The sequence below is a fragment of the Pseudomonas sp. NFX224 genome (assembly GCF_048565165.1).
GTDB lineage: Bacteria > Pseudomonadota > Gammaproteobacteria > Pseudomonadales > Pseudomonadaceae > Aquipseudomonas.
Map to the genome: position 1 here is coordinate 5,666,494 of NZ_CP183416.1, position 21,688 is coordinate 5,688,181.

Annotated in this window: 21 protein-coding genes and 1 pseudogene; 19 read left to right on the top strand and 3 right to left on the bottom strand. The window is 61.8% G+C overall.

Features of this window, described 5'->3' with window-relative positions; translation table 11 throughout:
- Positions 1 to 140: 140 nt before the first annotated feature.
- The 19 genes and pseudogenes from ACNYC6_RS25855 to ACNYC6_RS25945 all read left to right on the top strand — a co-directional run bounded on the left by ACNYC6_RS25855 (position 141) and on the right by ACNYC6_RS25945 (position 17,365).
- A complete protein-coding gene (locus tag ACNYC6_RS25855) occupies positions 141 to 2,093 on the top strand; it encodes a YncE family protein (RefSeq protein ID WP_419709757.1) in 1,953 nt (650 codons plus the stop codon).
- A 12-nt stretch (positions 2,094 to 2,105) separates the two neighbouring features.
- The gene (locus ACNYC6_RS25860) at positions 2,106 to 2,759 is read left to right on the top strand and encodes an SCO family protein (protein ID WP_419709758.1); all 654 of its coding nucleotides are present in this window, start codon (positions 2,106 to 2,108) and stop codon (positions 2,757 to 2,759) included.
- On the top strand, positions 2,756 to 3,394 hold the full coding sequence (locus tag ACNYC6_RS25865; protein WP_419709759.1) for an SCO family protein: 639 nt from the start codon (positions 2,756 to 2,758) through the stop codon (positions 3,392 to 3,394). Before ACNYC6_RS25860 ends, ACNYC6_RS25865 begins: the two co-directional genes overlap by 4 nt.
- Positions 3,395 to 3,403: 9 nt before the next feature.
- Complete coding sequence (locus tag ACNYC6_RS25870) at positions 3,404 to 4,945, top strand: ABC transporter substrate-binding protein (RefSeq protein ID WP_419709760.1); 1,542 nt, start codon at positions 3,404 to 3,406, stop codon at positions 4,943 to 4,945.
- Between the two features lie 13 nt (positions 4,946 to 4,958).
- Positions 4,959 to 5,912 carry a peptidylprolyl isomerase gene (locus tag ACNYC6_RS25875; RefSeq protein WP_419709761.1) on the top strand — a complete coding sequence of 318 codons (954 nt, stop codon included), beginning with the start codon at positions 4,959 to 4,961 and terminating at the stop codon, positions 5,910 to 5,912.
- Positions 5,913 to 6,134: 222 nt separating this feature from the next.
- Complete coding sequence (locus ACNYC6_RS25880) at positions 6,135 to 6,668, top strand: response regulator (protein WP_419709762.1); 534 nt, start codon at positions 6,135 to 6,137, stop codon at positions 6,666 to 6,668.
- 84 nt (positions 6,669 to 6,752) lie between these two features.
- Positions 6,753 to 8,459, top strand: coding sequence for a GspE/PulE family protein (locus tag ACNYC6_RS25885; RefSeq protein ID WP_419709763.1), 1,707 nt, complete (start codon positions 6,753 to 6,755; stop codon positions 8,457 to 8,459).
- Positions 8,440 to 9,243 carry a hypothetical protein gene (locus tag ACNYC6_RS25890; RefSeq protein WP_419709764.1) on the top strand — a complete coding sequence of 268 codons (804 nt, stop codon included), beginning with the start codon at positions 8,440 to 8,442 and terminating at the stop codon, positions 9,241 to 9,243. The genes ACNYC6_RS25885 and ACNYC6_RS25890 overlap by 20 nt, the downstream gene beginning before the upstream one ends.
- A gap of 1 nt (position 9,244) precedes the next feature.
- Complete coding sequence (locus ACNYC6_RS25895) at positions 9,245 to 9,790, top strand: PilN domain-containing protein (RefSeq protein ID WP_419709765.1); 546 nt, start codon at positions 9,245 to 9,247, stop codon at positions 9,788 to 9,790.
- Positions 9,777 to 10,325 carry a GspMb/PilO family protein gene (locus tag ACNYC6_RS25900; protein ID WP_419709766.1) on the top strand — a complete coding sequence of 183 codons (549 nt, stop codon included), beginning with the start codon at positions 9,777 to 9,779 and terminating at the stop codon, positions 10,323 to 10,325. The genes ACNYC6_RS25895 and ACNYC6_RS25900 overlap by 14 nt, the downstream gene beginning before the upstream one ends.
- On the top strand, positions 10,325 to 10,834 hold the full coding sequence (locus ACNYC6_RS25905; protein WP_419709767.1) for a hypothetical protein: 510 nt from the start codon (positions 10,325 to 10,327) through the stop codon (positions 10,832 to 10,834). Before ACNYC6_RS25900 ends, ACNYC6_RS25905 begins: the two co-directional genes overlap by 1 nt.
- Positions 10,831 to 12,663 carry a secretin N-terminal domain-containing protein gene (locus tag ACNYC6_RS25910; protein WP_419709768.1) on the top strand — a complete coding sequence of 611 codons (1,833 nt, stop codon included), beginning with the start codon at positions 10,831 to 10,833 and terminating at the stop codon, positions 12,661 to 12,663. The genes ACNYC6_RS25905 and ACNYC6_RS25910 overlap by 4 nt, the downstream gene beginning before the upstream one ends.
- Before the next feature lie 2 nt (positions 12,664 to 12,665).
- A complete protein-coding gene (locus ACNYC6_RS25915) occupies positions 12,666 to 13,139 on the top strand; it encodes a type II secretion system protein (RefSeq protein WP_419709769.1) in 474 nt (157 codons plus the stop codon).
- A 2-nt stretch (positions 13,140 to 13,141) separates the two neighbouring features.
- Positions 13,142 to 13,516, top strand: a complete 375-nt coding sequence (locus tag ACNYC6_RS25920; protein WP_419709770.1) for a type II secretion system protein — start codon at positions 13,142 to 13,144, stop codon at positions 13,514 to 13,516.
- The gene (locus tag ACNYC6_RS25925; protein ID WP_419709771.1) at positions 13,491 to 14,030 is read left to right on the top strand and encodes a type II secretion system protein; all 540 of its coding nucleotides are present in this window, start codon (positions 13,491 to 13,493) and stop codon (positions 14,028 to 14,030) included. Before ACNYC6_RS25920 ends, ACNYC6_RS25925 begins: the two co-directional genes overlap by 26 nt.
- A complete protein-coding gene (gene csgE / locus ACNYC6_RS25930) occupies positions 14,027 to 14,416 on the top strand; it encodes a curli production assembly/transport protein CsgE (protein WP_419709772.1) in 390 nt (129 codons plus the stop codon). The genes ACNYC6_RS25925 and csgE overlap by 4 nt, the downstream gene beginning before the upstream one ends.
- The gene (locus ACNYC6_RS25935) at positions 14,413 to 14,829 is read left to right on the top strand and encodes a curli assembly protein CsgF (protein WP_419709773.1); all 417 of its coding nucleotides are present in this window, start codon (positions 14,413 to 14,415) and stop codon (positions 14,827 to 14,829) included. The genes csgE and ACNYC6_RS25935 overlap by 4 nt, the downstream gene beginning before the upstream one ends.
- 30 nt (positions 14,830 to 14,859) lie before the next feature.
- A complete protein-coding gene (locus ACNYC6_RS25940; protein WP_419709774.1) occupies positions 14,860 to 15,762 on the top strand; it encodes a CsgG/HfaB family protein in 903 nt (300 codons plus the stop codon).
- A gap of 1,242 nt (positions 15,763 to 17,004) precedes the next feature.
- A pseudogene (locus ACNYC6_RS25945) lies at positions 17,005 to 17,365 on the top strand (DUF6124 family protein).
- Positions 17,366 to 17,433: 68 nt separating this feature from the next.
- On the opposite strand, the gene ACNYC6_RS25950 reads toward ACNYC6_RS25945, so the two are convergent.
- From ACNYC6_RS25950 to ACNYC6_RS25960, 3 genes are read right to left on the bottom strand one after another with little or no spacing between them, the layout of a single operon-like run.
- Positions 17,434 to 18,882 (bottom strand): curlin, encoded by a 1,449-nt coding sequence (locus ACNYC6_RS25950; RefSeq protein WP_419709775.1) that lies wholly within the window; start codon positions 18,880 to 18,882, stop codon positions 17,434 to 17,436.
- Positions 18,883 to 18,909: 27 nt separating this feature from the next.
- On the bottom strand, positions 18,910 to 19,371 hold the full coding sequence (locus ACNYC6_RS25955) for a curlin (protein WP_419709776.1): 462 nt from the start codon (positions 19,369 to 19,371) through the stop codon (positions 18,910 to 18,912).
- A gap of 60 nt (positions 19,372 to 19,431) precedes the next feature.
- Positions 19,432 to 21,675: an Ig-like domain-containing protein gene (locus ACNYC6_RS25960; RefSeq protein ID WP_419709777.1), complete on the bottom strand. Its 2,244-nt coding sequence runs from the start codon at positions 21,673 to 21,675 to the stop codon at positions 19,432 to 19,434.
- Positions 21,676 to 21,688: the final 13 nt, after the last annotated feature.

The window sequence follows — 21,688 nt, forward strand, 5'->3', positions numbered from 1 at the left end:
CTTGAGTGCAAAGCACTCACAAAATCTGCATTGACTGCAAAAGTTTTGGGGCCGCTGCGCGGTCCAGCGGGAGCAAGCTCCCTCGCCACAAAGGTAGGCATGCTGGATAGGCAGACACAGATCTGAAGGGGAGTTTTGCCATGAACAGGACCATCACATTCGCCGGTTGTGCGCTCGTCGTCGCAGGGGCGTTGATCTGGCTCGGGGTATCGCGCACATTGCCGCCGACCCTGCTCAACGAAGTGGCATTGCCCAACACCTGGACTGGCCAGACCCTTGAGCGTGATGGCGTGTCCGTGGCGCTCGACGTGAAGGCGCTGGCCGGGGACGGCGTGCTGCGTGAAGGTGAGTTCGCCGACGTGCAATTTCGCGTCACCGACAAGTCCTCCGGCCAACCGCTGTCGGGCGTTGCTCCCGGTGCCTGGGTCGACCCGGAAACCGTCGCCGCCGACAAAGCCCAGGGTCGCGACAAAAGCTGCAAGGCCCGGGTCGGGGTGTTCCTCAAATCAAGCATCGGCGCGCGGCCGCTGCTCGACCTCAACAGCTACTTCGTATTGGTGATGAACCGCGATGCCAGCGTTTCGGTGGTGGACCCGTCGGTGTCGGTGGGCGGCATCACCAGCACCATGACGCGGATCGACATCAAGCAGGCGCCGATGGACTGGGTTACACCGCGCGATAACAAACGTGTGTTCGTGTCGATGCCGACCGCTGGCGAAGTCGCGGTGATCGACACCGAACAATTCAAGTTGCTTGATTCGGTAGCGGCCGGCAGCAACCCGGTGCGTGTGGCCTTGCAACCGGACGAGCGCCTGTTGTGGGTCGGCAACAACGCCCAGGATGCGCAACAATCCGGGGTCACCGTCATCGACACCCGCAGCCTGAAAACCCTCAAGCACCTGGCCACTGGTGGCGGCCACCACGAGATCGCCTTCAGCAAGGACAGCCGCTTTGCCTTCGTCACCAACCGCGACGACGGCACGGTGAGCATCATCGATGTCGCCAGCCTGACCTTGCTCAAACAACTCAAGACCGGTTCGCACCCGTTGTCGGTGGTGTATTCGCCGCTGTCCGGGGCGGCGTATGTGGCCGATGGCAAGGACGGCACCGTGACCGTGGTCGACGCTGCGAGCCAGTCGGTGCGGCGGCTGATCAAGCTGAAACAGGGCCTCGGCCCGATGGGCTTCAGCGCCGACGGGCGTTTCGGCATCGTGCTCAACACCCTGGAAAACCAGGCCTCGGTGATCGACGCCGCCAACGATGCGCTGATCCATGAACTGGACGTGTCCGCCGAACCCTACCAAGTGGTGTTCACCAAGGCTTATGCCTACATTCGCGGACTGGCCTCGTCGAAGGTGACGATGATCAACCTGTCGTCCCTCGGTGAAGGCCGCAAGCCGATTACCCAGGGTTTCGAGGCCGGAACCAAGGCCCCACGGCTGGCCGGTGATTTGCCGCTGGCATCGAGCCTGGCGGTGTCGCGGGACGACAACGCGGTGTTTGTGGTCAACCCGACCGACAACACCACGTACTTCTACGCCGAAGGCATGAACGCGCCGATGTCCGGCTACCCCAATCGCGGGCAAGTGGCGCGGGCAGCGCTGGTCATCGACCGCAGCCTGCGTGAAGTCGAGCCGGGGCTGTACAGCGCTCGGATCAAACTGCCGATGGCGGGGCGGTTCGACGTGGCGTTCCTGCTCAACCAACCGAACATCATCCATTGCTTCAGCACCGTGGTTGAGGCGAACCCGAACGTCGCGCAGGTGGTCGGTACGCCGAAAGTCGAGTTCATGCTCGACAAGACCACGGCCGCACTGGGCAGCCCGTACGTGGTGCGTTTTCGCATCGTCCAGGGCAAGCAAAAGATCGAGCGCAGTGGGGTCAAGGACGTTCAGGTGCGCTACTTCCTGGCGCCATCCTCCCGTCCTCAGGCCGTCGCGGCACTGGACGTCGGCAACGGCGTTTATGAAGCCCCGGTAACGCTTGACCAGAAAGGCGCCTGGTACCTGCACGTGCGTGCGGCGTCACTGGGTGCGGATTTCGGCGACCAGACATTTGCCAGCGTTCGGGTGCTGCCCGGCGACACTCATTGAGAGGACATCGATATGAACCGATTTGCACACCGTGGACTGCTGACTCTGTGCCTGTTGGCCGTCGGTATTGGCCAGGCCCTGGCTCATTCAGCGGATGAGCACGCCGGCCATACGCCGGCCAAGAGCGCCAGTTCGGAAAGCGCCCAGGTCAAGTTCGCCGACGTGGCGCTGGTGGACCAGAACGGCAAGACCGTACGCCTGGAAAAAGACCTGGTCAGCAACAAGATCGTGGTCATGAGCTTCATCTACACCAGTTGCACCACGGTGTGCCCGGTGGTGTCGTCGATCATGGGCAAGGTGCAGAAACAGCTGGGCTCACGGGTCGGCACCGAGGTGCAACTGGTGTCGATCAGCATCGACCCGCAACGCGACGACGCCAAGCGCCTGAACGACTACGCCCGCACCTTCCAGAACGGCCCGGGCTGGAGCTGGCTCACCGGTTCGCCGCAGTCGGTCACTGAAACGCTCAAGGGTCTTGGCAGTTTCAGTGGCGACTTCAAGAGCCACCAACCGCTGATCCTCGTGGGCGACGGCAACAGCCGCCACTGGACCCGCTACTACGGCTTCACCGACCCGATGGTGCTCAGCCGTGAAGTCGAGAAACTCAGCGGCCAGCGCAACGCCCACGCCAAGCACACTGCCATCGCCATGGAGCATCAGCCATGAAAGCGCTTGCCCTGATCTTCCTGACGATGTGCTTTTGCATCATCAGTTTCCTGGCCTTTTCCCATGAGGGGCATGAGCAACCTGCGGCACCTGCCACTGCGACGGCAGCGGTAGCCGCGGCGCAACCGGCGGGTGGAACGCGTGATGCCAAAACCTGGTTCACCGACACGCCGTTGCAGGACCAGAACGGCAATACCCTGCGCTTCTACAGCGACGCGTTGCAGAACCGCGTGGTGCTGCTCAATGTGATTTTCACCAGTTGCACCGATGCCTGCCCGTTGATCACCCAAAAGCTCAAGGAAGTACGTGAAGTGCTGGGCGACAAGGCGGACGGCATCACCTTCATCTCCCTTACCAGTGATCCGCAGCGGGATACTCCTGCGGTACTCAAGGCTTACACCTTGAAGCAGGGCGTCGATGGCCCCCACTGGCTTTTTCTTACCGGCGACAAAGCGCAAATGGACGTGGTCCTGGCCCGCATCGGCCAGATCATTCCGTCCCCCGAGCAGCACTCCACGCAGTTGATCGTCGGCGATGTGGCCAACAAACGCTGGAGCAAAATCCGTCCCGATGCCCCGGCCGCCGCCATTGCCCAGCGCTTGCAGTTGCTGACAATGCCCGTGGCTGGCCGTTGAGTCCGCGCCATGAAAAGCGCCCTCATCTTCGGCCTGCTCTTGCTCAGCCTGACCGCTCAGGCCTTGCCGCTGAGCCCCAGCGAAAGCGCCGGCAAACGCCTGTACCGCGAGGGCGTGTCAGCCAGTGGTGAGCCGATCATGGCCCGGATCGGAGCGGCGGGTACTTTACTGCCGGCCACCAGCCTGCCGTGTGCCAACTGCCACGGGGCCGATGGGCTCGGGCGTCCCGAGGGCGGAGTGCGACCGCCGGACCTGAACTGGTCGCGGCTGACCAGCACCTATGGCCAGCAGCAGATCAACGGGCGCACGTACCCGGCGTATACCGACGGCACCTTGGCCAGGGCGGTGCAGGAAGGGCGCGACCCCGGCAACAATCGACTCGACACGGCCATGCCGAAGTTCGTGCTGTCGATGAACGATCAGCGCAACCTCACGGCGTACCTCAAGCGCCTGGCCGATGACCGCGATCCGGGCCTGAGCCCCGACAGCCTGCACCTGGGCACGTTGTTGCCGAGCACCGGGGCGTTGAGCGAGGAAGGCGTCACGGTGGCGGCGGTGCTCAGGGGTTGTATCGCACGGATCAATGAGGCAGGCGGGATTCATGGCCGGCAGTTGCGCCTGACCATTCTCGATCCCGGTCCGGATCGTGCCAGCGCCGAGCAGGCACTGAGCCAACTAATCGAACAGGAACAGGTGTTCGCCCTGATCGCCCCGCTGGTGCCAGCACTCGACTCTGAGCTGGCGACGCGCCTGGAACAGGCCGGTGTGCCGCTGATCGGTCCTTTGTCATTGCAAGGCACGAACCAGGTCAGCCGGCAGGTTTTCGAAGCGCTGCCGGGGCTGCGCGAGCAGATGATTGCCCTGGCCAACTATGCAGCCACGAGCTTGCGGGTTTTGCAGGGGCCGACGCTGATCGCCTACCCGGACGAGCCCGGTCAACGGCTGGCAGCGGAGAATCTCGCCAAGTACCTGCAAGACAACGCCTGGCAGAAAGTGCGGCTGCAAATCTATCAAACGGCGCAAGACGAATTGCCGCTGGGTTCGCGCTCGGTGTTTTACCTGGGCAATAGCGGCGGTTTCAGTCGCCTGGCCGAGCGGTTGAACACAGCGGGGCAGGTGCCTTACCTGTTTGCCGCGTCGAATCAGGTGGCGGGTGATTTGTTGCAGGTGCCCAGTGGATTTTCGCGACGGGTGTTCCTCGCGTATCCGTTCGTGCCCAGCGACTGGACGATCGCCGGGCGCCGGGCCCTGACCCAGTTGCGCGAACGCCAGCGGCTCGGCGGGGAGCACGCGGTCCTGCAAGTCGGCGCGTTCAGTTCGATGATGCTGCTCAGCGAAGGCATGAAGCAGGCCGGGCGGGATGCCAGCCGCGAGAAACTGGTCAACGCCCTGGAAGGCCTGCATGACTTCGATACCGGCCTGACCCCGCTGATCAGCTTCGGACCGGGTCGCCGCCAGGGCCTGAGCGGGGCCCACGTAGTCACGGTGGACCTGCCCGACCAGCGTTTCTATCTGGTTGCCCCTTATAAACCCATTGCCGCCATGCCCTGACCGGAGGCCGAATATGAAACTGAACACTGTGCTGATCCTGTTGACGTTATGGGTGCCCGCGGCGTTTTGCAGCAATGGCCAGGTCGCGGCGCGGGTCAATGGCGAGGAAATTTCGCAGATGCGTCTGGAGCGATATTTCGCCGAATACCTGGAGGACCAGGGCCGGGCGGTCGCCAGCATCCGCAGCCCCAGCGCGTACAAGCAGTTGCGCAAAGCGGCGCTGGACGCCCTGATCGACAAGGAGTTGCTCTGGCAGGAAGCGGTCAAGCGCGGCGTGGTGATCAGCGATGCCACGGTGCAAAGCCAGGTCGACCAGACCCGTCAGGCCATGGGCGGCGCGCAAGTGTTCGCCCGGCGCCTGGAAGACGCCGGTTTCGATGAGGCGGCTTACATCGAATACACCCGCCGTGACCTGACGGCCCAGCAGATGTTTGCCGAGCTGACCAAGGTCACCGAGCCTGACGAAAAACAGGTCCGGGCGTTTTTCCAAGAGCATCGCGCCGAAATGAACCGGCCCGAGGAGATCCAGGTCAGGCATATCCTGATCAAAGTGCCTCAGGGTGCGGAGGCTTCCACTGTTTCATCCGCGAGACTACGCTTGGAGGCAATGCGTACGCGTATCGCTCAGGGTGAAGACTTCGCCAGCGTCGCCCGAACCGGCTCCGAGGACGCTTCGGCCAGCCAGGGTGGCGATCTGGGCTATTTTCCACGGGGTCGCATGCTGCCGGAGTTCGACGCGGCAGCCTTTGCCCTGGCGCCGGGTGCGGTCAGCGAACCGGTGCGCACGGCGGTGGGTTGGCATTTGATTTATTTACAGAACCGAACGGAGGCAGCCGATGTCACAGAGGAGCAAGGACTTGACCTGGTTCGGGCTTATCTTGCCCGACAGAAACAGGTTCAGACTCGTCTACAAGTTCTGGCGCAGCTGCGTTCCAGCAATCGGATCGAACGGATTGACGACGATTGAGCACTCCCCCAAAAGTGGGGAAAAGCATCAATCCACATCCGATCGGTTTTCCCCGCTTTTGGGGGGTGGGGTATGTGGACAAAAAGGCATTGCGTTTAAATTCAAGGACATGAATACATAAAATTACCGGCGCTCAGCCTGGCATGAAGTGTGCGTTAGACCTAGTAAGGCGCGCACTCCGCCAGGCTCGGTATTCGGACCTGCGGTTTCAAGGAGTCCACCTTGTTAAACAAAGTACTGGTTGTTGACGACGAACAACTCCTTGCAGAAAACCTCCAGGGTTACCTGCAGGCGCAAGAGTTGGACGTCCGGATTGCTCACGACGGTGCGCAAGGAATCGTTGAAGCTAACGATTTCGCACCCGATGTGATGGTGTTCGATTACCGCTTGCCCGATATGGAAGGCTTTCAGGTGCTCGATGCCGTCCGCCAGAACAGGAATTGTCATTTTGTGCTGATCACAGGGCACCCCACCGCAGAGGTTTGCGAAAGGGCCCGGCAACTGGGAGTCAGCCACATCCTGTTCAAACCGTTTCCATTGGCGGAATTGGCCCGGGCAGTGCTGGATCTTCTGGGAGGGCAGCGCGAACCCAAAGCGAGCGCGAGCACATCCGAAGGTTTCGTCGAACGACGCCAGAGCAGGACCGAAAATTTCCCGCTGCAGTTGTACGACGGTAGTTGGGTGCTTGCAGATCGCCGACGAAGTATCACGGCCTCCACAGCGCCAGACGACGAACAATTGCTCACCGGGGAGTAGTGGCGCGACAAGACGTTCCGGCACCCGCCGCAATTGCTCGCCGCGCCGACAGGGCTCAAAGCCCCGGGCGTTGGAGAGCAAACCATGGACCGTCTATCACTTGTCGTCGATGCTGTGCCGCTGGACTGTGTACCGACCCGGTTTACCAGTGAGCAATTGGCTCAAGCGCGGTCGCTGGCCGCCACTTCCGGCGAGCGGGTTCTGCATGCCCTTGGTGAACTCTGCGAACTGGCCCCCATGCCTTTCATCCAGTGCCTGGGCGCTACCCTGCATTATCCGGTGCTCGACACCGACAGCCTGTTTCAAGCCACGCCTGTTTTCGATCGGGTCACCCTGGCCCAATGCCTCAAGCGCGAATTCACTCTGTTGCGTCACGACGACGCGGTCATCGGTGTGTTTGCCGACCCCTTCGACACGGCCCGCCTGGCCTGGATCGACGATTGCCTGCACGGCGCGCCGCTCTACCTGGTGCACGCCGACGACCTGAAAGCCTACCTGGCCCGCCACGAAGAAAGCTTTCACGCGGTGGAGTCGCTAAACGCCCAGGCTGACGGCAGCACCGAAATCGATACCCTGCAAAGCCTGTCCCTGACCAGCATCAGCGAAGACTCCAGCGTGGTGGTGAAGCTGGTCAACTCGACCCTTTACGATGCGCTGAAAATGCACGCCAGCGACATCCACCTGGGCACCACCGGCAGCGGCCTGGTGATCAAATACCGCATCGATGGCGTGCTCAACAACATCAGCAAAATCCAGGGCAACGAGTTCGCCGAACAGGTGATTTCCCGGGTCAAGGTCATGGCCGAACTGGACATCGGCGAAAAACGCGTGCCTCAGGACGGTCGCTTTAAGATCGGCATCAGCGGCCGGCAGATCGACTTCCGGGTATCGATCATGCCGAGCATTTTCGGTGAAGACGCGGTGCTGCGGGTACTCGACAAACAGGACCTCGCCGACAAAGTCTGCGGCGTGCAACTTCAAGCCCTGGGCTTTGAAGAAGAAACCCTGCGCCAACTGCGCCGCCTGGCTGCCGAACCCTACGGCATGGTGCTGGTCACCGGTCCCACCGGCAGCGGCAAGACCACCACGCTGTACGCGATGATCACCGAGATCAACCACGGCGTGGACAAGATCATCACCATCGAAGACCCGGTCGAATACCAACTGCCGGGCGTGCTGCAAATCCCGGTCAACGAAAAGAAAGGCCTGACCTTCGCCCGGGGGCTGCGCTCGATCCTGCGTCATGACCCGGACAAAATCATGGTCGGTGAAATCCGTGACCCGGACACCGCGCAGATCGCCGTGCAATCGGCACTCACCGGACACCTGGTGTTTACCACCATTCACGCCAACAACGTGTTCGACGTGATCGGCCGTTTCACCCAGATGGAAATCGACCCTTACAGCCTGGTCTCCGCGCTCAACGCGGTACTGGCTCAGCGCTTGATTCGCCTGGTCTGCGTCAGCTGCAGCGCCCCTTACAGCCCGAACGAAGAAGAGCTGGAAGCCTCCGGCCTCGATCCGCAAAACGTCGCTCACTACCAGTTCGTGCATGGCAAGGGTTGCGGCCATTGCCGGGGCACCGGTTACCGCGGGCGCAGTGCGATTGCCGAGCTGCTGCACCTGGACGATGAGCTGCGGCAAATGATCGTCGAGCGCCAACCCATTTCGAAAATCAAGGCCCACGCCTGCAAACGTGGCTTGCGCCTCTTGCGCGAATCCGCGCTGGAACTGGTGCAACAAGGCCGGACCACTCTCGAGGAGATCAATCGTGTCACTTTTATCTCGTGAGCAATTTGTCGCCGTCCTCGGCGCCAGTGGTGTCGGCCTCGGCCAGCGCAAGGGCAGTCAAACCCTGTGGCTGGGCAGCGTCGGCTACATCGACGAAGGCTTTCACGCCTGGACCGTGGCCCTGGAAACCCTCGACCGCCTGCTGGGTGAACATGCCCGCGCCGGTGCGGAATTGACCGTGGTGATCTCCGGACACTTCAGCCGTTTCTGCCTGGTGCCCTGGAGCGAGCAGATCAGCAGCCCCGAAGAACTGCGCGGGTTTGCCCAACTGTGCTTCGAAGACCTCTACGGTGCCCCGGCCCAACCCTGGAACCTGGTGCTCTCGGCCGAACCTGCCGGCTACGACCGGGTCGCCACGGCACTGCCGCAAGACCTGTTGGAACGCCTGCGGACCCTGGTCAGCGGTCGTGGCTTGCGCCTGCGTTCGGTGCAGCCGTACCTGATGGCGGCCTTCAACCACTTCGATAAAAGTTTCGGCGCCGGGGACTTCCTCTTTGTCGTCGCCGAGCCGGTGCGCAGTGTGTTGCTGGTGGCGCGCGAAGGTCGCTGGGCGGCGGTGCGTTCGGTGGGCAGCAGCGACAGCGATGCCGCGCTGACCGCGCTGATCGGCCGCGAAAGCCAGCTGCAGGCGTCCACCAGCGAACGGCCACTGAATGTTTATCTGCACGCCCCGGCGCGCATTGACTCGCACCCGGACGTTCCCGGTGTGCACCTGCGGACCCTCGAAGAGGACCGGACTGCCGTACACGATTGCCTGTACGTCATGTCCCGGGCGGTGGCCTGACATGCGCGCCCTGATGCTCGACTTTCAGCCACGCCGCCGCTCGACGCCTCTGGGCTGGAGCCTGCTGGCCGCTGGCGTGATGCTGGCGCTGACCTGCATGGTGATTCAGCAACACCTCAGCGGGGAGGCCGAACAACAGCAAGGTCACCTGCAAACCGCGCAACGAGTGCTCACCGGCGACACTGGCAGCAAGGTCAGCCTGACCCCGGCGGAAACCCGCGAGCAGGCACAGAACCTGGCCGAGATGCGCAAGGTCTCGCAGCAATTGCGCCGCCCTTGGGAACGCCTGTTCGCCACGCTCGAATCCATGCCCCGCGACAACATTGCCTTGCTGACCCTGACCCCGGATGCCCGCAAGGGCCAAGTGCGGATCAGTGCCGAGGCGCGGGACCTGGACGCGATGCTCGACTTCCACCGCCGCCTCGAAGCCAGCGACGAGCTGTCCGATGTGTCGCTGCTCAGCCACGAAATCGTCGCCAACGTGCCGGAACACCCGGTGCAATTCAACCTGTCGGCTACCTGGGAGATTGGCGATGCAAATCCCTAGATTGATCGTCCACGAATACCTGCAAAGCCTTGGCGTTCCGGGCCTGGCAGGGCTGGCGGTGCTGATTGTGGCGCTGACTTACGGCCTGGCCGGGTTGCTGCCGGACTGGCAATCGTTGCAGCACCTGAGCCAGCAGACCCGTGAAGCCAGCGAATACCTGGCCAAGGTCGAAGACGGCACGGTGGCCGCGCCGGTGGTGCCGCAACGCCAGCTCGATGATTTCCGCAGCAAGTTGCCGTCCCAACCACAGGCCACCGTGGCCATCGACAAGATCTACGCGCTGGCCGCTCAGGAACGCATCACCCTGGCGCGAGGCGAGTACTCGTTGGGCATCGATCCGAAAACGCATCTGGCCCGTTATCAGATTCTGCTGCCGGTGCGTGGCAGCTATCCGCAACTGCGGCGCTTCCTGCACGCCTTGCTCGGCCAGTTGCCGGCGGTGGTGGTGGAGGACGTGGAGTTCCAGCGCAAAAAGATCGCCGACACCGACCTGACCGGCCGGATCCGCATGACCCTTTACCTGTCGAGGTCATGATGAACAGCAAACGTGCAGTGGGTTGGGTGGCGTTCCTCGGCGTAGCCGCGGCGCTGACCTGGTTGCCCGAATACTTCAAGCAGGCCGACGACAGTGACGTGGACGTCGCCGCCGTCGCCACGCCTGCCAAAGGCAAGGTGTCGTCGGCCGCTAAAGCCGCCGCTGCGGCAGCGCCGATCAAGGACCTGAGCCCGGCCGGCGACCTGTTCGCTGCCCGCAGCTGGAAGGCTGCACCCAAGCTTGCCAGCGTCACCGAACAAGCCGTCAAGGTGGCTCCGGTCGTGCAGGCCCCCACTGCACCGCCGATGCCTTTCCAGTTCATTGGCCGCATGGATGACCGCACCGATCTGCAAGTGTTCTTGCAGAACGGCGAGAAGATCTACGTCGTGCGCAAAGGGGATGTGATCGACGAAACATGGAAGATCGAGGGGATTTCCGATCTGGAACTGAGCCTGGTCTATTTGCCTCTGCATTTGTCCCAGACTTTGTCTGTGGGGAGCGCGCAATGAACAAGTCCCGTTTGCTGATGAGCCTGTGCCTTTGCGCAGGGCTGGCCGCATGCAGCTCGGCGAAGGTCGCCAAAGAAGAAGCCACTGACCTGATCGAACAAGGTCAGTATGAAGCCGGCCTGGCACGGATCGAGGAAGGGTTGCGCGAAAACCCTCGTGACACCGAACTGCACATTGCCCTCAACAGCGCCCGTGCCCGTGCGATTACGGCGCTGCTGACCCAGGCCGACATGGACCGCGCCCAGCGCGATTTCGCTTCGGCGCGCATGGGTTACGGACGAGTGCTGACCCTCGAGCCGAACAACCGCCGGGCCCAGGACGCCATGCGTCAACTGGAACACATGCGCAGCCTCGATGAAAAACTCGAACTGGCCCGTGGCGACCTGCGCCGGGGCGACATCTACGGGTCCGAGCGCCAAGTGCGGCAGATCCTCGAACTGGACCCGAACAACGAAGGCGCCCTGGAACTGCAAGGCAATATTCGCCTGGTGCAGAGCCGCAACGTGATTCCTTATCCACAACTGCGCACTCGCCTCGACAAACCGGTGACCCTGGAATTTCGCGACGCCAACCTGAAAACCATTTTCGAAGTGCTGTCCCAGGTTGCCGGTTTGAACTTCATCTTCGACAAGGACCTGCGCCCGGACATGAAAGCCACGATCTTCGTGCGTGACGTGCGCATCGAAGACGCTGTGGAGCTGCTGCTGCAACAGAACCAGTTGCACCAGAAAGTGGTGAACGAAAACACCTTGCTGATCTACCCGGACTCGCCGCAGAAGCTCAAGGATTATCAAGAGCTGGTGATGCGTACCTTCTACCTGACCAGCATCGATGCCAACACCGCGCTGAACATGATCAAGACCATGCTCAAGACCCGCGATGTGTTCGTCGACGAACGCCTCAACACCCTGACCATGCGCGACACCGGCGACGCCGTGCGCATGGCCGAGAAACTCTTGCAATCGCAGGATCAGTCCAACCCGGAAGTGGTGCTGGAAGTGGAAGTGATGGAAGTCGCCACCCAGCGGATTCTCGACCTGGGCCTGCAATGGCCGAACACCTTCGGCGTGGTCAACAGCGATGGTTCGGCAGTGACCATTCTCGATCAGCTCAAAGGCATCAACTCCAGCCGCATCACCATTTCGCCGTCGCCACAGGCCAAGATCAATGCGCAGGACAAGGACATCAACACCCTGGCCAGCCCGGTGATCCGCGTCAGCAACCGCGAGCAAGCGCGTATCCACATCGGTCAGCGCGTGCCGATCATCAGCGCCACTTCGGTGCCGTCGACCCAGGGACCGGTGATCACCGAAAGCGTGACTTACCTCGATGTCGGTTTGAAACTGGAAGTGCAGCCAACCGTGCACCTGAACAACGAAGTGGCGATCAAAGTGGCGCTGGAAGTCAGTAACGCCACGCCGCTGGAACCGACCCGCCAAGGCACCATTCCGGTTCAGGTCGATACCCGCAACGCCCAGACCACCCTGCGTCTGCATGACGGTGAAACCCAGATCCTCGCCGGCCTGATGCGTAACGACCATGGCAGCACCGGCAACAAGATTCCAGGCCTGGGCGACATCCCGGGGATCGGCCGCCTGTTCGGCAGCAACAAGGACGACGTCAGCAAATCCGAGCTGGTGTTGTCGATCACTCCGCGGATCGTGCGCAACCTGCCGTACCAGAGCCCGTCGGACATGGAATTCCCTACCGGCACCGAAACCAGCATGCACATCCAGGGGCCGGACCGTTCGAAGGTCGAAGTCGAAGAGGTTCGGGCCAATGGCATGAGCGCACCGATCGCGACCACCGTTACCGTCGGGAAGCCTTGATCATGAACGCCTCGCAACGCGGTTTTACCCTGATCGAAGTCGTGGTGACGCTGGCCCTGATCGGCCTGCTGGCCGGCATGGCCGCGCCGCTGACCGAGACCGTGGTGCGCCGGGGCAAAGAGCAGGACCTGCGTGCCGCGCTGTACCAGATCCGCGATGCCATCGACGCCTACAAACGCGCCTTTGACGCGGGCTACATCGAGAAGACGCTCGACAGCAACGGCTACCCGCCGAACCTGAAAGTGCTGGTCGATGGCGTGCGTGACGTGCGCAGCGCCAAGGGCGCCAAGTTCTACTTCCTTCGGCGTCTGCCCCATGACCCGCTGGCGGTGGTCAAGCGTGACGACGACGGCGGCTGGGGCCTGCGCAGTTATGACAGTTCGGCTGAAAACCCACGGGATGGCCAGGACGTCTTCGACGTCTACTCCAAGGCCCGGGGCAGAGGTCTCAACGGCATCGCGTACCGGGAGTGGTGAATATGCGCCGGGAAAAGGGTTTTACCCTGCTGGAACTGATGGTGGTCATGGCAATCATCGCCACCCTGATGACTATTGCCTTGCCACGCTACTTCAACAGCCTGGAGGCCTCCAAGGAGACCACCCTGCGCCAGAGCCTGTCGTCGATGCGCGAAGCGCTGGATCACTATTACGGCGACACCGGGCGTTATCCCGACTCCCTCGATCAACTGGTGGAGCTGCGCTACCTGCGCAACTCGCCGATGGACCCGATTGCCGAACGCAAGGACACCTGGGTCCTGGTCGCGCCGCCTGACGGTGTGGCCGGTGGCGTGGCCGATATCAAGAGTGGTGCCACAGGGAGGGCGCGTGATGGCAGCCTTTATTCCGAGTGGTAGGTCTGCGTCGCAAGGCGGCTTCACCTACCTGGGCGTGCTGCTTCTGATCATGGTGATGGGCATGGGCCTGGCCAGTGCCGGTGAATTGTGGGCGACCGCCGCGCGCCGTGACCGCGAACGCCAGTTGCTGTGGGTCGGCACCCAGTACGCCCAGGCGCTGCGCAGCTACTATCGCAGTTCGCCAGGCCTGGCCCAGTACCCGAAAGAGCTCGCCGACCTGTTGCAGGACGAGCGTTTTCCAAGCGCCAAACACCATCTGCGCCAGCTCTACCCGGACCCGATCAGCGGCGACGACTGGTTCCTGATGCGCGGTTTCGACGGCCGTATCACCGGCATCAGCAGCGCCTCTACCGACAAGCCGCTCAAGCAAGTGGACTTCCCGGCGCAGTGGTCGGATTTCAACGGGATGGCCAGCTACAAGGACTGGCAGTTCGTGGCCGAGAAAGCTTTTACCGACGGCGCCAGCGGCCCGGTCAAAGGCCAGTCCACCGCACCCCAGGCGTTGCAGCCATGAACCGCTTCTGCCTGGCGCTGATCCTGGTGTTGAGCACCTCTGTGGCCTCGGCCGGCGAAGAGGACGAGATGCTCGGCTTCATTATCGACGACACGATTTCGCACATCGGCCACGACTTTTACTACTCGTTCAGTGAACGCCTGCGGGCCACCAGCCCGATGGATTTCAACCTGGTGGTACGCGAACGACCTTCGGCTCGCTGGGGCAGCCTGGTGACCGTGGAATTTCAACAACGTTTGGTTTATCGGCGATTCCTGCCGCCGAACACCGTGGAACTCAAGGACGAGGCCTATGACGCCGCCGACTGGGTACGCGGGCAGATTGTCCAGCGCAAGCTGGAAGCCTTGTTGCAGGACACCACGGACCTTGAGAGGGACGAATTATGAAAACGACAACGTTTGTGCAATACAGCGGCTGGTGTTTGCTCGGTCTCGGCGCCAGTGCGCTGGTCCAGGCCACGGAGCTGGTCTACACGCCCGTCAACCCCTCGTTCGGTGGCAACCCGTTGAACGGCACTTGGCTGCTTAACAATGCCCAGGCGCAGAACGACTATGACGACCCAGATCTGAAGGACCGCGCCACCGTGGCCGGGACCTCGGCCCTGGATCGCTTCAGTGCACAGTTGCAATCGCGGTTGCTGGGGCAATTGCTGGACAACATTTCCACGGGCAACACCGGGAGCCTGTCGACCGATGCGTTCATTGTCAACGTCGTCGACGATTCAGGGCAGTTGACGATTGAAGTGACCGATCGAGCGACCGGTGAGCTTTCGGAAATCAAGGTGAATGGCCTGAATTGATTCGATTCGGGTCTACGGGGAGTTAAGGACATGAAAAAAATAATTGCGCTAGGGCTGATGTTAGCGGCATTACAAGGGTGCAGTCTGCGTGAGCCGATGCCGGCCGAGCAGGACAGCCAGACCCCGACCCTGACCCCCAGGGCCTCGACCTACTACGACTTGATCAACATGCCACGGCCAAAGGGCCGCTTGATGGCGGTGGTGTACGGCTTCCGTGACCAGACCGGACAGTACAAACCGACCCCGGCCAGCTCCTTCTCCACCAGCGTCACCCAAGGCGCGGCGAGCATGCTGATGGACGCCATGCAGGCCAGCGGCTGGTTCGTGGTGCTTGAGCGCGAAGGGCTGCAGAACCTGCTGACCGAACGCAAGATCATCCGCGCCTCACAGAAAAAGCCCAACACCCCGGTCAACATCATGGCTGAACTGCCACCGCTGCAAGCGGCGAACATGATGCTCGAAGGCGGCATCATCGCCTACGACACCAACGTGCGCAGCGGCGGGGAAGGGGCACGTTACCTGGGCATCGACATCGCCCGCGAATACCGCGTGGACCAGGTCACCGTTAACCTGCGGGCGGTGGACGTGCGCAGCGGCCAGGTGCTGTCCAACGTGATGACCAGCAAGACCATCTACTCCGTGGCCCGCAGTGCCGGGGTGTTCAAGTTCATCGAGTTCAAGAAGTTGCTCGAAGCCGAGGTCGGCTACACCACCAACGAACCGGCGCAGCTGTGTGTGTTGTCGGCGATCGAAGCGGCGGTGGGACATTTGCTGGCGCAGGGGATCGAGCGGCATTTGTGGCAGGTGGCGGGGGACAACTCGGTGTCTACGCAGAATGAGACGCTGGATCGGTATCTGACCCAGGCCAAAGTGGTGCCTGAGGGGTTGGAGCCGGGTTCGGGCTCGGGTTCGGATTCGGATTCGGATGAGTGAGCCGAGGCGGCCTTCGGGCCGACCTGGTGCTTGCGGATGTCGTTGTTCCCCTGTGGGAGCCAGCCTGCTGGCGATGGCGGCCTGATAGCCGACCGGGGTTTGGTTGACTGTGTACATATCCATTTCTGCGGTAACGGCGGCTTATGGTTTCGCCCTTACGGCGAGTCCCTTTTGTCAATCGACACAAAAGGAACCAAAAAGTCTCGCCCCTTACGTACGGCCCCTCGCTAAGGCTCGGGGTTCCTTCGCTCCGATATTCATCCGGGGACACTGCCCTCCGGTCTGCTTCGCGACGACCTACATGCAGCGTGTTCGACTGCGTCGAACGGCGCTGCGCGCCACTCCCCGGATAAACACCTCCACTCAGCCTGCCGAGGGGGCGGGTGGATCAAGATCAAAAGCGGCAGGCGAGCTAACGCTCGGCCTGTTGAGTGGTGAAGAGCGACGGTGTACACCGTTTTGTCTTTGTCTTTGTCTTTGTCTTTGTCTTTGTCTTTGTCTTTGTCTTTGTCTTTGTCTTTGTCTTTGTCTTTGTCTTTGCCTTTGCCTTTGCCTTTGCCTTTGCCTTTGCCTTTGCTTCTCTGTAGGAGCAAGGCTTGCCCGCGATGACGGCCAGACAGCCGACCTGGGTCTTGAAGATTGACTCGGTCCCTGTGGGAGCTGGCTTGCCAGCGATGGCGGCCTCACAGCCAACCAATCCTTTTCAGATGCAACCAATCCAACTGTGGGAGCCAGCCTGCTGGCGATGGCGGCCTGACAGCCGACCAGGTTCTGGCAGATGTACCCCCGATCCTTGTAGGAACGAGCCTGCTCCGGACGACGTTCCGACGAAAAAAGTCCGGACAATGCGATCATTCAGAAAGGGCACGTTATCGTTGACGTTCATTGCGAGCAGGCTTGCTCCTACAGGGATTTTCGGTGGGTCTCAGAGGCGTGTTTAAAAGCCTTCGGCGTATCCTCCTGAAAGCTACATCACCTTGCGTCATTGCTTACAACTACGCCAGAATCCGCCGGCTTGTGCGCCTTGTCCCTGGTCTTTATCGTTCCCGTGTCGCTGCTAATCAGCGATCGGGTTTAGCAGCTCGGTAAATTTCAAGGCTCGCCAGTGTCACCCTATGGTGGCTGTGCGTGGGGCACTTCGGTGCGCCGGGTTCCTTGATCCCTGGTCTGCTAACCCGCGTACAGCCGCCACCCAGTCCGTTTAGCAGCGACGAGTGGCTCCATTGATCAGGGAGTTTTACCATGTTCAAACCAACACCCAACCCCCCCGAAACCGACAACGTTTCCCCCTACGATTCACCCAACTCCAAAAAAACTCCACGAAGCCGCCGACCGCGCGCTGGATTACCATCTCAAACAATCAAAAGACTCGCCCCCAACCCACCAGCCCAGCACGATGTTCACCATCGTCCCCGACATCAACACCGAATCACTGTTGGCCCACGCCTGCGAATCCCTGGCCTCGGCCAGTGTCATGGCCAGTGATCTCGCCGGGTTCGTGGAAGGTCCTCAGCGCAACGCGTTGCTGGGCATTGCGCAGATCATCATGTTGGGTGAACTGGCGGTGAACCGGGCACTGGATAACCTCGATCCGCAGGGCTAACTCAATCCCTGCCACAATAAAAAAACCGCGACCCTCCCCCAAGGGCCGCGGTTTTCTGCGCCGCGCGATTATTGCTGCAACACTGTTGCCTGGTTGGCCGAGCCCATTTGCTGCACGTTGGCAGTCTGGTAGTTGCCACTCTGGTCGACGCTGGCGATGTTGCCGGTGCCGCCCTGGGTGACGTAGGCCACGTTCATGGTGTCAGCCTGTTTGACGGTGATCATGTTGTCGTCGCCATACAGCTGGGTGGTGAAGGCCTGGTTGCCGGTGCCTTCCTGGTTGAACTCGGTGCTGTTGCCGGTGCCGTTGGTGCTGCCCTGGGCCAGGTTGGTGGTGCCGCGTTGATCGGAGATCAGGATGTTGTCGCTGCCGTTCTGGTCGAAGTACAGCTCGTTATAGGCGTCGGCCTGGCTGACCGTGGTTTTGTTGCCGGACCCGGTCTGGTTGGTGGTCATGATGTGGCCGATGCCGTTTTGGGTGAAGCTGGCCACGTTGCCGTTGCCGTTCTGGTTGACGGTGGCGCGCTGGTTGCTACCGAACTGGCCGCCCAGTTGCGGGCCTTTCCAGTTGCTGGCGTAGACCTTGTTGTCGCTACCCACCGAGGTGGCGTTGAGCACTTGGCTGTCACCGCTCTGGTAGGTGTAGTGCACGTTGCCGGTGCCCTGTTGATAGAGCGCAACGGTGGAGCCCAGGGACTCGAACTGGTCGGCGTAGATAGCGTTGAGGTCGCCCACTTGCAGCACGGTGGCCACGTTGTTTTCGCCGAAGCTCTGGTCGACGATGGTTTCGTTGGCGCCGCCGTACTGGTTGATGGTGGCCTGCGCATTGACCTGGGTGTCCTGCCAGACTTCGGTGCCGTTGCCGTCGCCGTACTGGTTGATGGTCAGGTTGCCGCCCACGCCGTAGCGCTGGTCGCCATAGGCATAGTTGGTGCTGCCGGCCTGGTTGATGTCGATCTGGCCGTTCATATGGCCGATCTGTTCGGCGGTGGCGTAGTTGGTGTCGCCGTACTGGATGATCACCGCGTTGTTGCTCGCACCCAACTGGATCTGCTCGATGTTGGCTTCGTTGTTGTCACCGTACTGGTAGGTCTTGCCAGAGGTGCCGTCCTGGCTGTCCTGGTAGACGAACGAGAAGTTGCCGGTGCCTTCCTGCTGCTGCAAGGCTTCGCCGTTGCCCACGCCGATCGACTGGCTGGCGTGGGCGGTGTTGAAGGCGCCGGTCTGGGTCTGGGTGATGGTGCTGTTGTCTTCGAACAGTTGCTCGGCGTAACCGGCGTTGTAGTCGCCGGTCTGGGTCTGGGTAATGGTGCTGGTCGCCGTGTCTTGTAGGGCGGCCGCGTTGTTACCCGAGCCGAGTTGTTGTTGGGTGGCGGTACTGAACGGAGCGCTGCTCTGTTTCACATCGGCGATGTTCTCGGTACCGAACTGGTTCTGGATGGACACGCTGTCATCGGCCAATGCCTGGGCACTGACTACGACCAGGATGGCGGCGGTTATGGGCGTCAGTTTGAACATGATGAAACCTCCAAGTGGTGCAGTGCTTTAGCGATATTGAGTGACCGATACGCTCATTCCATTGCCTGCCTGGGTCACAGCACTTTGCTGTCCCGTGCCAGCCTGGACGATGTTGGCGTCGTTGTTGTTGCCGTTCTGGGATATCTGCGCACGGTTGTGGCTGCCGCTCTGGGTAATTGATGCGGCGTTGCCGGAACCTTGCTGGTTGATCAGGGCCATCAGGTCGCTGCCTTGTTGCAGGATGTACGCTTCCTGATTGCTGCCCGACTGGACGATCTGGCCGAGCAGCGACTGGCCGTGCTGTTGCAACAGCGCAATGTTGGCCAGGCCGTTCTGGTCGATCAGTGCTTGCTGGCCCACCGGAGGTGGCAGCTCGCCGAGATCGGCACCGGGCGCCAGGTCATCGTTCTCCATCAAATCGTCGGCACGCACGCCCGCACTGCTGCAAAGCAGAAGCAGGCAGAGCAGGGCGGCGGTCGGCGTTTTCATGGCGTTGTCCTTATGTGAAGAGCCTGCCCCCTCGACTCGGTGAGCCGAGGGGACGTGGACTCAGTTCGAGATCACTTGCACCGTACGTACCGTGCCTTGGGACGAGGTGATGGTGGCGGTCGGGTTCGCCGATGGCACCACCGTGGTGGTGTTGTTTACCGTCAGCCTCCAGCGACCGGTCACGGGTACGGTGGTGGTCCCCAGTGTCTGCAGCCCGGTCGGGGTGGTGACCTGTACGGTGATGGTGTTGCCGGTGGTCACCGACGAAGTACCAGTGAGGTCCCAGGTGAAGCGGTTGTTGGACCGCGCTGTCACGGTTGCAGCGGTGACCGCGAAGGTTTCCGCAGCGGGCCGTGGCGAGACTTGCACCGTGACCGTGGCCGGCGTCGCCGACACAGCACCGAAGCTGTCCCGGACGAAGTAGGTGAAGGTCGTGGTGAAGGCCGTGGTCACCGTGGCCGGTGGGGTGTAGGTGATCACCGTGCCGTTACTGCTGACGGTGCCGCGCCCGGTCGGTGGCTGGGTGAAGCTGTTGATTGCCAGCGGCAGGTTGTTTTCCGGATCGGTGTCGTTGGCCAACACGTTGATCGGAATCGCTACACCCAGTGTGGTGGCGGCGTCGGCGACGGCGGTTGGGGCCTGGTTGGGCGCCACGGTGATGGTCACGGTCGCCGCAGCGGTCGAGGCCAGGCCTTTGGCGTCTTGCGCCTTGTAGGTGAAGGTGGTGGTCAGTGGCGCGTTGACGACGGCGGGCGGGGTGTAGACCACCACCGTTGTGCCATTGAGTGCGACAGTGCCTTGGCCGGTTGGCGGTTGGGTCAACGCGGTGATGGTCAGCGGCGTGTTGTTGTCAGGATCGCTGTCGTTGGCCAGCAGGTTGAGGGTGACCGGCACCCCGAAACTGGTGCTGCCGCTGTCGGCGACGGCGATCGGCGCTTGGTTCTCACCGGTGTCCGGCGCGGTGCCGACCACGACGACAGGTTCCACGTCACTGCCGCCGGCGGCGGATTTGACGGTGACGCTGGCCGGTGGCTGCGTCAGGTTGGAAACGGTCAGGCTTTGCGAGGTACCGGACTTGGTCAACCGTCCATAACCCTGGGCGACCATGTCCGGCACGACCACTTCGTCAGACGAGCTGGCTTCGATCAGCAGGCTGTGGTTGCTCCAGGTGTATCGAGCGGTCTTGACTTTCACCACGTCAGTGAGCTTTTTCGATACGGCAGTTGGCTGGGTCGTGCCGGCCGGGTTGGTGGCGGTGACCACCACGACAGGTGGCACAGGGCCGGTGATCAGGTGGCTGCCGAAGAACTGCCCGCCACTGCCGGCCATGCTGATTTGGCACGGTGTAGGCGGTGGCCCTGGAAAGAGGGCGACGGTTTCCCGGAAGCACAGGCTCGAGCTGGTGTCCGCACTGCCAAATACTTCCACTCGGGTACTGCTGGTGCCCGGACCTGCCGACGTGCGGCGGTAAGTGGCGCGACCAATGTCCACGTGGGTTTGGGAACGGCTGTCGAGGATCTTGCCGGACACGGTGAACAGGTTGGTCTCGATGGTCCCGGCCGGGCCTTGGACGCGCAGGAAGTTATTGCCGGTAGGGCTACCGGTGACCGCTTCGGGAACGTTCGGGTCGCCGATGAAATTATCGACGGTGCCGGTTTCCGGATTCACGGCCGTGTAGGGTGGAGTGAGACCGCGCAGGAATGGCCCGATCTCACCATTGAGCGCACCGCTGAAGTCGCCCGGTGCGCCGATGCCGACGTCGCGGGTAATGTTGATCGTCCGGCGGCCCGGTGTGGTGACGTTGACCGTTTCCACGCCGTAAGGGTGGGTGATGGTGTAAGTCCCTGCGACGGGGATGTTCACCCGAATGCGAATCCGCGCGAAGCTTTGCTGATCGCCATCGATCGGGTTCTCCGAAGCGAATGCCGCTTCGATCCCGGCCACGTAGGCGTCTACGCCATAAGCACCGTTCTTGTTGATGCTGGTTTCGGCCAGGTACCAGAACGCTTCCGGTGGCCAGTTATCCGGGAATACGATCGGCTGGGTGTCGTCGAAGATCCCGGGTTCCGGATTGAGGATGCACATGTAGGCCGGTGGCACGGTGGCTGCCACTCGTGTGCTCACGGCCTTGGACTGGCACAGTTCCAGCGACAGCAAACTGTTGTCCTGATACCACGCAGGGAATTTCCCCGTGGCGAAGGTGTAGGGGCCGGTATCGACGGCGGCGAGTTGCGCGAACGCACTGCCCGATAGCGAAAGAGTCAGCCCGAGCGCGTTGAGCGCGAAGCGTGGCCACTTGTTCATGATGCCTCCTGAT

What these genes read in the sequence shown, in the direction of transcription:
- ACNYC6_RS25870 (WP_419709760.1), top strand. Translation starts at nt 3,404, where the DNA reads ATGAAAAGCGCCCTCATCTTCGGCCTGCTCTTGCTCAGCCTGACCGCT.
- ACNYC6_RS25940 (WP_419709774.1), top strand. Translation starts at nt 14,860, where the DNA reads ATGAAAAAAATAATTGCGCTAGGGCTGATGTTAGCGGCATTACAAGGG.
- csgE (WP_419709772.1), top strand. Translation starts at nt 14,027, where the DNA reads ATGAACCGCTTCTGCCTGGCGCTGATCCTGGTGTTGAGCACCTCTGTG.
- ACNYC6_RS25920 (WP_419709770.1), top strand. Translation starts at nt 13,142, where the DNA reads ATGCGCCGGGAAAAGGGTTTTACCCTGCTGGAACTGATGGTGGTCATG.
- ACNYC6_RS25875 (WP_419709761.1), top strand. Translation starts at nt 4,959, where the DNA reads ATGAAACTGAACACTGTGCTGATCCTGTTGACGTTATGGGTGCCCGCG.
- ACNYC6_RS25865 (WP_419709759.1), top strand. Translation starts at nt 2,756, where the DNA reads ATGAAAGCGCTTGCCCTGATCTTCCTGACGATGTGCTTTTGCATCATC.
- ACNYC6_RS25905 (WP_419709767.1), top strand. Translation starts at nt 10,325, where the DNA reads ATGAACAGCAAACGTGCAGTGGGTTGGGTGGCGTTCCTCGGCGTAGCC.
- ACNYC6_RS25855 (WP_419709757.1), top strand. Translation starts at nt 141, where the DNA reads ATGAACAGGACCATCACATTCGCCGGTTGTGCGCTCGTCGTCGCAGGG.
- ACNYC6_RS25950 (WP_419709775.1), bottom strand. Translation starts at nt 18,882, where the DNA reads ATGTTCAAACTGACGCCCATAACCGCCGCCATCCTGGTCGTAGTCAGT.
- ACNYC6_RS25925 (WP_419709771.1), top strand. Translation starts at nt 13,491, where the DNA reads ATGGCAGCCTTTATTCCGAGTGGTAGGTCTGCGTCGCAAGGCGGCTTC.
- ACNYC6_RS25895 (WP_419709765.1), top strand. Translation starts at nt 9,245, where the DNA reads ATGCGCGCCCTGATGCTCGACTTTCAGCCACGCCGCCGCTCGACGCCT.
- ACNYC6_RS25860 (WP_419709758.1), top strand. Translation starts at nt 2,106, where the DNA reads ATGAACCGATTTGCACACCGTGGACTGCTGACTCTGTGCCTGTTGGCC.
- ACNYC6_RS25935 (WP_419709773.1), top strand. Translation starts at nt 14,413, where the DNA reads ATGAAAACGACAACGTTTGTGCAATACAGCGGCTGGTGTTTGCTCGGT.
- ACNYC6_RS25915 (WP_419709769.1), top strand. Translation starts at nt 12,666, where the DNA reads ATGAACGCCTCGCAACGCGGTTTTACCCTGATCGAAGTCGTGGTGACG.
- ACNYC6_RS25885 (WP_419709763.1), top strand. Translation starts at nt 6,753, where the DNA reads ATGGACCGTCTATCACTTGTCGTCGATGCTGTGCCGCTGGACTGTGTA.
- ACNYC6_RS25910 (WP_419709768.1), top strand. Translation starts at nt 10,831, where the DNA reads ATGAACAAGTCCCGTTTGCTGATGAGCCTGTGCCTTTGCGCAGGGCTG.
- ACNYC6_RS25900 (WP_419709766.1), top strand. Translation starts at nt 9,777, where the DNA reads ATGCAAATCCCTAGATTGATCGTCCACGAATACCTGCAAAGCCTTGGC.
- ACNYC6_RS25960 (WP_419709777.1), bottom strand. Translation starts at nt 21,675, where the DNA reads ATGAACAAGTGGCCACGCTTCGCGCTCAACGCGCTCGGGCTGACTCTT.
- ACNYC6_RS25955 (WP_419709776.1), bottom strand. Translation starts at nt 19,371, where the DNA reads ATGAAAACGCCGACCGCCGCCCTGCTCTGCCTGCTTCTGCTTTGCAGC.